This window comes from Tenggerimyces flavus (assembly GCF_016907715.1).
GTDB lineage: Bacteria > Actinomycetota > Actinomycetes > Propionibacteriales > Actinopolymorphaceae > Tenggerimyces > Tenggerimyces flavus.
This window is the reverse complement of record NZ_JAFBCM010000001.1, coordinates 1,687,339-1,700,484: the sequence shown is the minus strand read 5'-3', so window position 1 is coordinate 1,700,484 and position 13,146 is coordinate 1,687,339. Positions and strand designations below refer to the sequence as shown.

At 67.0% G+C, this 13,146-nt stretch carries 9 protein-coding genes; 6 read left to right on the top strand and 3 right to left on the bottom strand.

From position 1 onward, the window contains the following. The first annotated feature begins 230 nt into the window (after window positions 1–230). The 6 genes from JOD67_RS07805 (at window position 231) to JOD67_RS07780 (ending at window position 8,015) form a co-directional block, all read left to right on the top strand. A complete protein-coding gene (locus JOD67_RS07805) occupies window positions 231–830 on the top strand; it encodes a winged helix-turn-helix domain-containing protein (RefSeq protein ID WP_205116626.1) in 600 nt (199 codons plus the stop codon). 6 nt (window positions 831–836) lie between these two features. After that, a complete protein-coding gene (locus tag JOD67_RS07800) occupies window positions 837–2,687 on the top strand; it encodes an ABC transporter ATP-binding protein (RefSeq protein WP_205116625.1) in 1,851 nt (616 codons plus the stop codon). A 56-nt stretch (window positions 2,688–2,743) separates the two neighbouring features. Further along, the gene (locus JOD67_RS07795) at window positions 2,744–3,526 is read left to right on the top strand and encodes a methyltransferase domain-containing protein (protein WP_205116624.1); all 783 of its coding nucleotides are present in this window, start codon (window positions 2,744–2,746) and stop codon (window positions 3,524–3,526) included. 465 nt (window positions 3,527–3,991) lie between these two features. Next, a complete protein-coding gene (locus JOD67_RS07790) occupies window positions 3,992–5,137 on the top strand; it encodes a hypothetical protein (RefSeq protein WP_205116623.1) in 1,146 nt (381 codons plus the stop codon). Continuing rightward, window positions 5,137–7,176 (top strand): helicase HerA domain-containing protein, encoded by a 2,040-nt coding sequence (locus JOD67_RS07785; protein WP_205116622.1) that lies wholly within the window; start codon window positions 5,137–5,139, stop codon window positions 7,174–7,176. Before JOD67_RS07790 ends, JOD67_RS07785 begins: the two co-directional genes overlap by 1 nt. Next, on the top strand, window positions 7,173–8,015 hold the full coding sequence (locus tag JOD67_RS07780; protein WP_205116619.1) for a hypothetical protein: 843 nt from the start codon (window positions 7,173–7,175) through the stop codon (window positions 8,013–8,015). The genes JOD67_RS07785 and JOD67_RS07780 overlap by 4 nt, the downstream gene beginning before the upstream one ends. Window positions 8,016–8,050: 35 nt before the next feature. Here JOD67_RS07780 and JOD67_RS07775 read toward each other — a convergent pair whose 3' ends face one another. The 3 genes from JOD67_RS07775 to JOD67_RS07765 all read right to left on the bottom strand — a co-directional run bounded on the left by JOD67_RS07775 (window position 8,051) and on the right by JOD67_RS07765 (window position 12,700). Beyond that, complete coding sequence (locus JOD67_RS07775) at window positions 8,051–9,280, bottom strand: hypothetical protein (RefSeq protein ID WP_372442322.1); 1,230 nt, start codon at window positions 9,278–9,280, stop codon at window positions 8,051–8,053. A gap of 458 nt (window positions 9,281–9,738) precedes the next feature. Beyond that, window positions 9,739–11,475 (bottom strand): FAD-dependent oxidoreductase, encoded by a 1,737-nt coding sequence (locus JOD67_RS07770; RefSeq protein WP_205116617.1) that lies wholly within the window; start codon window positions 11,473–11,475, stop codon window positions 9,739–9,741. A gap of 172 nt (window positions 11,476–11,647) precedes the next feature. After that, on the bottom strand, window positions 11,648–12,700 hold the full coding sequence (locus tag JOD67_RS07765; RefSeq protein ID WP_205116616.1) for a glycosyl hydrolase family 28-related protein: 1,053 nt from the start codon (window positions 12,698–12,700) through the stop codon (window positions 11,648–11,650). Window positions 12,701–13,146: the final 446 nt, after the last annotated feature.

Genomic DNA, 13,146 nt, shown 5'->3' with positions numbered 1-13,146 from the left:
GTGTATGCGGATGCCTGTTGAGACGGTGTGCTCTTCTTCAGAACGGGTCTGCTCCGTCCGATGGCCTTGCGCGGAACTGCGCCACGGGGGCGCCAGGGGACGCGTCCCCTGGCGGGGCCGGTGCAGCGCCCGGGCGGGGTTCCAACGGGGCGCCCTCGGCCTGTGTCCAGGGGCCGGACGAGGCATGGGACTTCTTGACGCGTACTGTCTCGAGAACTATGTTTCGAGACATGTCTCTCGAGGATGCGCGTCGGTTGGAGGACCCCAAGGTGATGCGGGCGTTGGCGCATCCGGTGCGGTTGCAGGTGTTGGAGGTGGTGCGGGCGGAGGGGCCGATCACGGCGACCGAGGTAGCGGAGCGGATCGGTGACATTCCGGCGAACTGTTCGTTTCATCTGCGGACGCTGGCGAAGTACGGGTTTGTCGAGGAGGCGGGGCGGGGGAAGGGGCGGATCCGGTACTGGCGTGAGGTCGCTGGTTTGGCGTATGTCGACCCGAAGGAGCTGAGCGGGGACCAGCGGCGTGCTGCCGATGCGATGCTCGCGGCGTTCCGGGTGTCAATGTTCCGGCGGATCGAGCAGTGGGCGCGGGAGATGTCGAGCTACCCGCGGCGCTGGCAGTCGGGCATCCAAATGGAGTACGCCCTACCCGCCCTCAGTCCGGAGGAGTTGGAGGAGCTGCAACGAGAGTTCGCGGCGGTGCTGGAACGGTATGCGACGCGATCCGACCATCCCCGTGGGGCTCGTCCGGTGACGGTCGCGGTCTTCGGGTTCCCGACGCGTGCCCCGGACGGCACTGCACCCAGCGACGAACCGGCCGCGGAGCGGTAGGCCGTCATGCGGTCGCGGTCGGAGCGGGCACGGCTCTCCACGTTGGTGGCGGCGGTGCGCATGGCGGCGGCGGCTGGCCGTGGGCTGTTCGTGGCTGTGCTTGCTTTGTTCGCTGTTGCGGCTGTCGGGATCGTGGGCGCGTTGGTGCTCGGGCAGGAGGTTCTCGCCCACCTGATCGCCTCCGACACCGACAGCGGCGCTGGTGGCGGTGGGACGGTCTGGCCGCTCTGGTCGCTGCTTGTCGCGGTGGTCGTCGTGGTCGCCGCGGGCGCGTTCGCGGCGGCGGCGGGTGTGGGGCTGCATCGGATGCTGGCTGAGCGGATCATGTGGTATGCGGGGCGGGTCGTGTTGGAGGCTGCGACGAGGGCCAGCCTGCGCGAGTTCGATACCCCGGAGTTCCATGATCGGATCCAGCGGATTCGGCGTCGAGGGGTCGATAGTCCGCTGATGATTGCGATGGCTGTGCCGCAGCTGATCGCCGCCGTGATCACCAGCGGCGGCCTCGTGATCGGTCTGGCGGTGATCGATCCATGGCTGGCGCCGCTGACGGTGCTGTCCGGCATTCCGCTGTGGCTGTCCGGACGGGCCAACAGCGAGGAGATGTACACGTTCACCCTGGGGAGCACGCCGAACGACCGCACCCGCCAACACTTGGCCGACATCCTGGACAGCCGACGCACCGCGGCTGAGGTGCGAGCGTTCGGGCTCGGCGATCACCTGCTTCGGCGATGGTCGAAGCTGTGGGCCGAGCGGCTGGCCGAGATTCGGGTGATGGTTCGCCGGTTTGTCCGACGCTCCGCGGTCGGCAGCCTCGTCAGCGCCGTGGTGCTGTGCACTGTGTTCGCCGTCTTGTTGTTGCTCATCCAGCTCGGCCGGCTGGACGTGGAAGCGGCCGCGGCGGCATGCGTCGCTGTGGTGCTGCTCGCCAACCGTGCGCAGCAGGCGGCGTCCCACCTGGCGGCGACCATGGAACATGCCCACTACCTCGAGGAGTTCATGCAGCTTGGGGGCCACCAGCCCGACGCTGCTCCCGCGTCCGTCGCGCCTGTCGCCGAGTCGACGGGCGCAGGGCGTGCCGGGGTGCGGTCGGTCGAGCCGTTCAGCGCGCTGGAAGTTGATGACGTCTGCTTCGCCTATCCCGGCATCCAACGCAACGTCCTGGAGTCGGTGAGCTTCACGATCACGGCAGGCGAGGTGGTCGCGATCGTCGGACAGAACGGGTCCGGAAAGACCACCCTGGCCAAGCTCTTGTGCGGCCTGTATCCGCCGTGCTCGGGACAGGTTCGATGGGACAACCAGCCCATGTATGAGCTGATGGGTGGGCGTGGGCTCGATCAGATCGGGGTCGCTTTCCAGGACTTCGGCCGCTACTGGTTCACCGCGGCTGACAACATCGGCATCGGCGACGTCGACCGGATCGGAGACCGACTCGCCATCGCCCGCGCGGCGAAGGAAGCCGGCATCCACGACGTCGTCCGCAGCTTGCCGACGAGCTACGACACTCCTCTCGGCGCCGAGCTGACCGGCGGGGTCGACCTGTCCGGTGGACAGTGGCAGCGCATCGCGCTCGCTCGGCTGCTGTTTCGTCGCGCCAGTTTCCTCGTCCTCGACGAACCGACCGCATCCCTCGACGCCGAGGCCGAGGCACAACTGTTCGACACGATCGCCAACCTTCGCCACGGCCGCACCGTCGTGCTCATCTCCCACCGCTTCTCCACCATCCGCGCCGCCGACCGGATCCTGGTCATGCACGACGGTCGACTGATCGAGCAGGGAAGCCACGACCAGCTGCTCGACAAGGCTGGGCGGTACGCGGCCATGTACCGACTCCAAGCCCAGGCCTATGCCCCGACCTGAACACCACCTACGTCGACGCAGGCGATGACGCTTCAACATTCTGGAGGCACAGACCGATGCCTACCCATCCGATGACCGCCGACCCGGGCTACATGGACGCGGCACGAGCCGAGCCCTTCTTCATCAACCTCAAGCAACACATCCTCGACCAGCTCGACCTCGCTCCCGGAATGCATGTGCTTGACCTCGGCTGCGGAACCGGCGAAGACGTCGCCGCGATGGCCGAACAAGTGCAACCGACCGGCGTCGCCATGGGACTCGACCGATCGACAGACATGATCGGACTAGCGACACGACGCTTCGCTAGCCGATACCCGAACGTCGTCCTGCACATGGGCGATGCCCATCGACTTCCCTACGCAGACGGCAGCATTTCTGCCTGTCGAACCGAGCGCACTCTTCAGCATGTGACCGACCCCGCACAGGTCGTCGCGGAAGTGCGCCGTGTCCTACGGCCGGGCGGGCTGTTCGTTGCCGCGGAACCCGACTGGGGAACCTCGCTTGTCACACCCGACTGGAATTACCTCGCCCGGCGAGTCCTGGACCATTGGACAACGTTCAACCAGAACCCCACGGTCGGGCGAACCCTCCCGGCACTCCTTCGACAGTCCGGTTTCGACGTGAGAGATGTCGAAGGTCGCACGGTGGTCTACCGCACCTTCAACGACGCCAACCGCAGATTCCCGCTGCAGCGAGCCGTAACCAACGCCGCAGCGCACGGCTCCATCACCCATCGAGAGGCCGACGCCTGGCTCGGCAAGCTACGTCACGCCGATCAGATCGGAACTTTCATGTTCGCCGTCACGATCTTCATCGTGACAGCGCGGCACGCCAGATAGTCGCCCCCAATCGCTCGCTCGCCAGCCGCGGAGGGGCACAGTGGGGTCCAGGGGACGCGTCCCCTGGCGGGGTTCCGGGGACGGAGTCCCCGGCCTGGGTCCCAAGGGGCGGAGCGCCCTTGGCGCGGGCCAGGGGCAGAGCCCCGGCTGGGGGTGCGTGAGGGGGACGGCGTCCCCCTCACCGGCGAGATCGTTCCATCTTGGCAATCTCTGTTTCCTGGTCTACCTGCATGAACATCCTCTGTTTGTTGTTGTTGAGCTTGACCACACACTTCCGGTCTTTTGCTCGTGGGGAGTGTGTGGTCAAGCTCGGCGGCAACACACGCCTTGAGGATGTTCATGCAGGTAGACCAGGAAACCCGCGCCCGGTTCGGGCTAATATCGCCCTTACGCGGCGTCAGGGCGATTGTAGGGCGATAATCGGGCGCTGTGACGGGGATGTGAGGGGTTTGTGAGGCCGCCGAAGTGACCGATCCGACGGGGACGACAGGGCGCACGGGTACGGACGGCACCGCCCATCCACGAACCGATCATGCCCCGAGCGCGGACGGTGCCGCCCTGTGGGCGTTCGAACACGAGGCTCCCATCCGTGACAGCGAACTGCCGTTCGACGTACTGACCCACTCGGCAACGGCGGTGCCGTCGACCGGCGTGCCGCAGGATTCGCCGTTCGATCGAGGGGGCGGCTGGCAGCGTGGGGCCGTAGGTTCCGAACCCGCCGGGGGCGGCGGCGAGGGCAGGGAGGGCTCGGGCGAGGACGAGTACGGGCGGGCTCGTGCGCCCCGTTCGGACGCTGGGCAGGTGCGGTTGTCCGTTCGGGATGTTGCGGCGCTGTTGTTGATCGGGGAGATGTACGGGTTGCAGTCGGACCATCTCGAGCAGGTGCTGCGGACGTCGTCGTCGGCGGTGCGGCAGGTGACGATGCGGTGGCGCAAGGCCGGGCTGGTCGAGACCGGGCGTCTCGGCGTCGGGCCGGGGTGGTGCTGGTTGACGAAACGTGGGATCGACTGGTGCGGCCTCGGCTATACCGCTCGCCGTCCGACGCTGTCGCGGCTGGGGCACATTCGGGCCGGTGTCGCGGTCAGGCTCGCGTTGGAGGCCTGGCCGGTATACCGACGGGCTGGGGGCGCGTGGCGGTCGGAACGACGGCTCCGGGCGCTGCACGGTGCCGGGCCCGGCGGTGGCGCCGGCACTGGCGGAGTGGGCCGGTACGGCCACGTTCCTGACGCCGAGATCCTGTGGCAAGGCAACACCGACCGACCCGAGGCGGACGGCCCTGAGGTTGCGGATGGTCATCTCGCGGGGCAGATCTGGGCGGTTGAGGTGGAGCTGACACCGAAGGCCGGTACCCGAACGTCCGGGGTGATGGCGCAGCTTCTGGGCCGCACCGGCGACTACGGCGAACCACCAAACCGACTCGGCGGTACACCCCGGTATGCGCGGGTGCTGTACGTGGTGTCGGCGGCGGCACGGGCCACGGTGGAGGCGGCGCGGGCCAGCCTGCCGGCGCAAGCTGCGGATCGGATCGAGATCCAGCCACTGCCGGCAGGCGCCGTACTACTGGGCGCTGCGCCGAACGATGCGACGAACGACGGGGAGAGCGGACTCTGATGCGACTGTTCCATGTGGTACGGCGGGTGCTCGGGTTCGGCTTCGGACTCGGCTGGGCCCTCACCGGCAACCTGTTGTTCGCGGTGGTGGTGGGTGGGGTGTGGATCCTGCTGGCCGGGTTCATCGTCGTGTCGGCGCTGCTGCTGGCCTGGCCGCTGCTGCTCGCCGCCGTCGCCGCCTATTGGCTGGCGTCACTGCGAGGGTGGCCACCCCGCCGGCTCCTCGGGGTTGCCGCGTGGTCGTTACCGATGCTGGTCGTGTTCGTCGGCGCGTTCGGGATCATGTGGTACTTCGAGCCCGGCGCCGACCGGAGCGAGACGGTCGCGGCGATGGCGCTGGCCCCGTTTGTGGCGGTGGTGCAGTCGCGGGCCGCCGTAGAGCAGGGCGCGTTCTTCGACGCGGCGGTCTACTTGGCGCCGGTCGGGATCCCGGTTGGGCTGTTCGTCGGGTGGTTGGCGTGGCGGTCGAGGATCGGGTTGATGGAAGCCGGCCTCGCCGGATGGTCGCCGGCGTCGCCGATGGTGTTCGACTACAAGCAATGGGTCCGGGCGTCACGGACCGCCAGGCAGCGGGTCCGGGCTCCGGGTGGGGTGCCGATGCTGACCCGGCGCGGCAACCCGGTCATCGGTGCGGTGATCCGCTCGGTGTACGTGTTGCCGCGTCAGGTGTTGGAGCTCGGCTACAAGTCGCTGCGCAACCACATCCTGATCGTCGGCACAACCGGCGCCGGGAAATCGACGCTGATGCTGAGGCTGTGGGCCGGGTTCTGGGAATCCGCGTCACGCTGGCACGCCAAGGGCCGCGAACACCGGCCACTCTTGGTGGTGATCGACGCCAAGGGCGGCTTCGACGGCCGCGACACCGCCGAACGCGCCCTCGACGTCATGACAGACCTCGGTGCGGGCAAGGTCGGGATGTGGCCGGACGAGGTTTCGCTGAACCTGTGGGCGCTCCCACCGGCCCGGCTGACGGAAGTGCTGGTGGATCTGGTTCCGGTGGCGAAGGAGGGCGCGGCGGCCTATTACGCCGACATCCTCGCCGCCACCGTCCACCTAGCGGTGCACGCGCCAGCGGGGCCACCGACCAGCTCGGCGGACTTTCTGTCCCGGCTCGACCCGGGCTGGTTGGACATGGCCTACGTCGGGATCCCGGAACGACTCACCGAAGTACAAGGCGCGGCGAAGTCGATCCCCGATGTGCGGCTGCGCTACAAAACCCTTCTGGATCGGCTCGGACCCGGCTTCGATGGCAACCCCACCAACCCCGGCACCGATGATTCGATCACCGACTATGACGTGCTCTACTGCGTCGTCGAGGGCACGGCCGGCACCACCGTCGCGGAGGCGCAGGCCCGCGCGTTGGTGGCGCTGATCACCGACGCCGCCACCCGCTGGGGCCGCGAAGACATCGAAAGCGGCACGGGGAACGGCCTTGAGAAGCGGGCCGCGTTGTTGGCGTTGGACGAGTTCTCCGCCGTGTCGGGGAAGGTCCGCATCTACGAGCTGACCGAACGGCTCCGGTCGTTGGGGGCGGCGGTGCAGATCGGCGCCCAATCCTGGGAATCGTTGGCGCCGACCGAGGACGAACGGCAACGCATCGCCGCCACCGCCGCCGGTGGGGTGTTCGTGATGCGCTCACCCAGCCCCCAGAAACTGTGCGAGCTGGCCGGCACCCAAATGGTCGTCGAGACCGGCAAAAAGATCATCGGCGGTGGGTTCGGTGACGAAGGCACCGCCCGACTCCAACACGCCTGGGTCCTCGACCCCGACCGGGTCCGCAACTTCGCCGTCGGACAAGCCGCCTACATCTACGGCAACAGCGCCACCTACCTCCACGTCGCGCCGGTACGACGAGCCCCAGCAACAGCGGCGGCGGATCCGGTTCCCAACGACCTGCCGAGCCTTCCGACCCACGATCCCGAACCCGTCGCCGTGCCAACGACGCACGTAGACCCACCGTCGCCGCCGGAACCACAGCGCCCACAACCACAACGCCCGGACGGCCTCGACGACGTGTTCGGACCGGGAGGCCCACGATGACTACACCCCAGACCACACCCGAGAGTCCGACCCCCGCCGTGACACAGCTCGACCCGTTCACCGTGCTCGGTCTCCCTCCGACCCCAGATCTGACCGACGAACAAGTTCACGACGCCTGGCAGCGTCAACTGGCCGCCGGTAGTGACGGGCCCGTTGATGCCGATGACGAAGGGACGATCACTGGCGCCTATGAGGCGCTGCGGTCGGGCGTGCGCCGTGCCGAGGCATTGAGCGATCTGACCGACGTCTGGGACCGCGCCCCGGCCGGAGGCGAGCCGTCCTCATCCTCGTCGGATGAGCGGGCGATGGCGCGGATGCCGAAACCGAGGCAGCCCGAAGAGCGCATCGACTCGATCGTTCCCAGCCCGGAGGAACGGGAAGAACTCCGGCGGATCGTCGCCCAACAACGCAAGGAACAAGGCCTCCCCGAGTTCATCGAGGACGAGGCCACCCTCGACAAGATCATCGACATCCTCCTGCACTCTCACGACCGACCGGAAGACCGCTACCAGCGCGCACAAGCCGGCCACGGTCCAGGCGACGAGCCGCGCGGCTTGCCATCGTGGGACGCCGAACGCGCCCACGCCCAGCCGGGCGAAGGGCCGGAACGACGAGGAGTGCTGGCGAGGCTGGCTGGGTGGGCGGCCGATATGGCCGCACGGGTGCGGCACGGGCGGCCGCTCTGGCTCGCCGTACGGGTTGTGATCGCCGTAGCGGTGCCGGTCAGCGCCTACATCGCCGAACCAGGATTCCCCTCCTGGATCGCCCTCACGGTGGGTGCCGCCACCTTCCTCGCGTTCACCGCCCGATACGACCTGGCGGGACGTGTTCGACGTTAGGACGCGCACACCTCCGGCGGAGGTCGGCGACGACCTCAAGGAGTTCCGGGAGGGCCGACTGGCTTGTAGGTGAGGCAGCGAGTCTCCCAAGACTTCGGGGCGGCGCCAGGTATCAGGGTTTGGACGGTGACGCGTCCTTTGTCGTGGGCGTAGGCGACATGGAATTGCTGGAGGAGTGGAGCGGCGAGTGCTGTGCGGCTGGTGGTGCCGGTGTAGATGGTCACGACGTCGCCGGTGATGAGCCAGATCTTTGGTGCATGGGCGATCGTTGTTGGCAGTGGGCAGTTGTGGCGGGGAGTCTTGTCGGTGGTGGGGATGGCTCGCCATGTTCGGTGTGCGGGTAGGCCGAGGCGGGGTCCGTAGACGCGTACTGCGGCTCGGTCGCCGTTGCCGACGAGGAGTAGATCGGAGTCGTTCCATTTGCTGGCGACGAAGGTGAGGGCGCTGCGGTAGTCGTCGCCGCCGTACAGGTAGGTCAGGTCGTGGTGGAGTCTGGTCGGGGTTGTCCATACGGTGGTGAGGATCAAGGCGGCGGTGAGCACTCCTGCCGCCGCGCGTGCGAAAGCGTTTCGTCCGACACGGGCGGCCGTTTCGTCGACGAGCACGCCGACGCAGATCACCAGTCCTGGAACGCAGAAGGAAATGAGTCGGTGGCCGAACGGATACACGCCGAGCAGGCCGGCGACGTAGGCGGTGATCGTTGGGAGGACGAGCAGGGGGGCGGTCGCCTTGCTCCGCTGGAAGGCAGCTACCGCGCCGGCGACGGCGAGAGCCAGGCCCGCCCACCACAGTCGTGCGCCGAGCTCATGATGGGCGAGGTGTTGGAATGCGAAGGTGGTCCAGTGCCACCAGTCCGATGGAGTTTCCGGGCCAAGGAACCGATCCCAGTAGGTCGCGAAGTCGGGCACCTGGTTGGTGAGGTGCCGCGACCACAGCGCTGCCGCGAGGACGGAGGCCGCGGGAAACGCGAGGCGGACCGATAGTTGTGCAAGGCTGCGTTGACGTCGCCTCCAGTGGACTACGGCGACCCAGCAGGCGAGCAGTGGGATGCTCAGCATGGCGCCGTGGGAGAACCAGGGAAAGACGGCTAGGCATGCGTACCAGACGAGATCTCCCTTGCCCGTATGTCTCTTGCCGGTTTCTGCTTTGCCGGTTTGGATGTGCACGACGGCGACCAGGAGCAGCGCCGTGACGAGCAGGGTGTCTGTCGTGTAGGGCTTGGTCTGCGCGCTGTAGAAGACCAGTTCCGAGACGGTCGCGAACATGACGACGGGGACGGTCGCGGCCCAGTGGCTGCGGGTGAGCCGCACGGCGAGGAGGGCGAGGAGGACGAGTGTGAGACAGCCGGCTAGAAGAGGCAGCATGCGGTAGGCGCGTTCGCTGTCGCCGAAGACCTTGGTGGCGGCGCGGATCGCGAGGAGCCAGCCAGGTGGGGCGGCCTGAGCGTCGGACAGCGGTCCGAGCAACCTCCGCGCCGAGTAGTCGTCCAGGCTCTGCACGAGGGCAAGTTCGTCACGCCAGAACGAGCGATTCTGCCACCACAGGGCGACGCGTACAGCTATTCCAGCCGAGGTGGCCAAGATGAGCGCAATCGTGCCCACGCGGACGTTTCGCCAACGTGAATGCCAGGTCGGAGGTGTTGACGCTGGGGCATCTGTGCCGGCTGTCCGCATGGGACGGGTTGGCGCTGCGGTGCCGGATGCCCCACGCGGGATGAACATCGCTAGGCGCCGGTCGGGGGTTTGAGCCACTGGTTGCGCGTCGTGCTTGGCCAGTCGGTTTGGATGCCCTGTGCCCTCAGGTGGCTCTGGAAGGCTGTCAGCGTGGCGGAGGTGCTGCGCAGGGTCTTGGGGTTGGTGTTGCCGCTGAGGCAGTAGGCCGCGAGCACTCCCGCGGACTCGCCGATATTCCATTCGGTGGGGTGAACCCGGTAGGCGCCGTTGGTGATGTGGCTGGTGTTGATCGTCTTGCCGCCGGCGAGCAGGTTGTCGAGGTTTCTGGAGATCATGGCGAACAGGGGGATCTGGTAGGTGTAGCTGCGGATCCACAGCCCGTTCGGGTTCTTCGGTCCGGGGTGCACATCGATCCAGTAGTGCCCGGTGCCGACGCTGTCGGCGAACGTGGCTGCGGTGAGCTGGTCGGCCGGCTTGCCCAGCAGCTGGACACGGTTGTCGACCCCGATGTGCCACTCGGCGATCCGACCCAGACCGACGAGACGGCGGGCCTCGCGGACGTAGGGCGCCTTGGCAATCCCGTCCATCGTGCCCGTGACATCGGTACGCAGACGGAGCGCCGGGTAACCCGTGCCGCCGCCGTCGGGGCGGGGAGACTCGTATTGCAGGTAGTACAGCAGGGAGAGCGAAAGCTCCTTGGCAGCTTCGATGTTCGCCTGCTTGACCGCATCGTCGACCCCGACGAGGTTGCCGGTCTTGAAGTCGTTGCACGGGTAGTTGATCAGGGAGACTTCCTCGATGAACGCACCGGGCGTGAACGAGGACAGCGCGGCGACCCTGCGGTACTGCCAGAAGTTCGGGCCGTCGGCGTAGGCGTAGTCCCTGCTCGGGTCGAACAGGTTGGCGGCGAAGAAGCTCGCGAACGTGGGGCGATGGGTCTCGTAGGACGCCGGTTTGCTGATCCGGTGGTCCAGGACGTCGGCGCGGGTCCGGTCGTAGCCCAGAGCCATGACCATGGTGAAGCCCTGCTGGTCGTCGGAGTCCTCAGTCGGGTTGGTGTTGTGGAGCTCGTTCGTGCCGCTGGGTCCGCCCTTCTCCCGCCCAACCCAGCTGGTGGCACCAACGACCGGGAGCAGGTCGCCGAGCTCGGTGGCCTCGATGAAGTAGCTGCCGGACACCTCCCGGATCGCACCATCCGGTCCCTCGAGCCCGACCGCGGTGATGGCCGCGCCGTTCTTGGTCGCCGACACCGGGCGGTGCCCAAGCAGGATGCTCAGCTTGCCCGCAGCCAGGTAGGGCATCAGCAGCTGCCACATGCACATCCGCCACACCGCCGGGTCGGCGGCGATCCGCGACACCCAGGCGTTTCCCGGGTTGGGTTGGGTGTTGGTCTTGAATGCTTCGGTGACCGGATAGTGGGTCTTGTAGAACTGGCGGACGGCGGCGCGCAGGCTCTTGTAGGCGAGGGTCTGTCCGTACGCGCCGGTGCTCGGCTCGATCCAGCGGTGTTCGTCGGCTGGGACCAGCTGGGAGGTGAACTGGCCGCCGATCCAGTCGGTCTCCTCGGTCAGCACGACCGTTGCCCCATTGCGCAACGCGCCCAGCGCTGCGGCGACTCCTCCGACGCCGCCACCGACCACGACGACTTGTGCCCGGTAGGAGTTCACGGTTGCGATGTCGCCTGCGGCGTAGGCGGCCTCGTGGTCACCGAACGCCAACGCGCCCGCTGCGGTAAGGCCGACACCACTGACGGCGCCGACAAGTAGCGATCTACGAGAAAACGACATGTCGCCTACCCCCCATTTACACCCCTCCTGAGCCCTTTCTCGGCGCCGCCGAGCGAGCCGGCACAACATAGCCACGGCACGACGTCGGTGTACGTGAATTCACAAAAACGGTGAGGTCATCGCGACCGAATTGTTTGTCACCGCCAGTAGAAAAATCTCGTCTCTTTGTCTGTTATGCGGCTATAACTGCGAGTCTGCCCGCGGTGTCGTCGATCCAGGAATTGTCGACGGTTCCGGCCGCTCCGACCGATTTCCATAGTCGGAGTTCGCAATTGCCAGAGATGGTGCTGCGGCAGTGCACGCCGGTGCCGATTCGGTTGTCGGTTGCGCCCTGCAGGACCATGCCTCGGATCGAGTGTCCGCCGCCGGCTACCAGGTCAATGAGCGTGGCCGCGGACTGGCCGAACGGGGCGTCGATGATCCATCCCCAGCCGCGAACGACCATGCCGACGGCGAAGTCTTCGAAGAAGGGTGCCGACACCTGCACGTTGAACGTGTTGTTGTTGCCGCTGCGGATGCCGATCGAGTTGGGCATGGAGCCGCTGGTTGCTGAGTTCTTAAACCGCGGGTTCCTGATGTCAACGCTGTAGATAGTCGTGGTGGTACCGGTCTCGGCCGGGTCGTGCAGGTCGATCCCGGTCTGTACACGTTCGAAGGCACAACCATCGATGACGAGGTTGTTGATCGGGCCCAAGGCGCCGACGCCGGTGCCGATACGCTGGGGCTTGACGATGATCGCCGCGCGGTTGCTAGCGGTACCTTCGGTGCCGAACTTCCAGAAGTTGCAGTCCCGGATCGTGCCGACCCACGATGTCGAGACGCGGAGGCCGGGACGGTCACCGAATCCATTGTCGAAGTGGACACGTTCGACGACCCATTTGCGCCCGTACTGCTGGATGTCGATCATCGGGTTCGCGGTCGTACCGGTTCCACGGACGGTGAAGTCCCGCAGCACCAGTCCGTGTGGCTGACTCTGTCCCGGGGTTGTGCTTCCGAGGGAGATTCCGGTCGCAACGGCGGGTGGCACGAGCACGGTGCGTTCCGGACCTTCGCCGCAGATCTCGACCGACCCGGCGGCGGTGAGAGTCGCTGTTGTGCGGTAGGTGCCGGCGGGGAAGATCACCCGCCGCGGACGCGGCTGGGCGGCGCTGATCGCGGAATCTATGGCGGATTGGATCGCCGCCGTATCGTCGGCCACCCCGTCACCGACGGCGCCATGGTCCATGACGTCAATTCCAGACACTATGTCCCCCTTGCGAACGTGCGCTCGCTGAGCGTTAACGGCAAGACTGACCGCGTTCGCTATCCAACAGGGCCGAAATGCCCGATTGAAGATGGCCTTTGGGCAGCGCTAGGAGCCGCGGACGAATCGTCTCGCGATGCGGCGGAACTTACGTCGATTGCGCCACTTTGCGAGTCGGTCGATGCCGGCTCGTACCAGAGTGGCGCGATTTCGATGATGTCGCCGCTCCACCCCAATCCTCTCTATCCAGTCCACCGCGTGGGCGTTCGACGGTCATCGTGCGCTACCCATGGGAACGGCGACGCCTGCGTACACAGCGAGCATGTAGGTAGTGCGCTGGCGGGTGCGCTCGACACAGGGTAAACGTTGCAACCACCTCCCTGGTTAGCCATTCGCCAATGACCGCTGGACGGCGACAGTCCGGATCG

Excerpts from the sequence above, each read along its gene's own strand:
- JOD67_RS07770 (WP_205116617.1), bottom strand. The coding sequence starts at position 11,475 with ATGTCGTTTTCTCGTAGATCGCTACTTGTCGGCGCCGTCAGTGGTGTC.
- JOD67_RS07780 (WP_205116619.1), top strand. The coding sequence starts at position 7,173 with ATGACTACACCCCAGACCACACCCGAGAGTCCGACCCCCGCCGTGACA.
- JOD67_RS07800 (WP_205116625.1), top strand. The coding sequence starts at position 837 with ATGCGGTCGCGGTCGGAGCGGGCACGGCTCTCCACGTTGGTGGCGGCG.
- JOD67_RS07785 (WP_205116622.1), top strand. The coding sequence starts at position 5,137 with ATGCGACTGTTCCATGTGGTACGGCGGGTGCTCGGGTTCGGCTTCGGA.
- JOD67_RS07795 (WP_205116624.1), top strand. The coding sequence starts at position 2,744 with ATGCCTACCCATCCGATGACCGCCGACCCGGGCTACATGGACGCGGCA.
- JOD67_RS07765 (WP_205116616.1), bottom strand. The coding sequence starts at position 12,700 with ATGGACCATGGCGCCGTCGGTGACGGGGTGGCCGACGATACGGCGGCG.
- JOD67_RS07775 (WP_372442322.1), bottom strand. The coding sequence starts at position 9,280 with ATGTTCGCGACCGTCTCGGAACTGGTCTTCTACAGCGCGCAGACCAAG.
- JOD67_RS07805 (WP_205116626.1), top strand. The coding sequence starts at position 231 with ATGTCTCTCGAGGATGCGCGTCGGTTGGAGGACCCCAAGGTGATGCGG.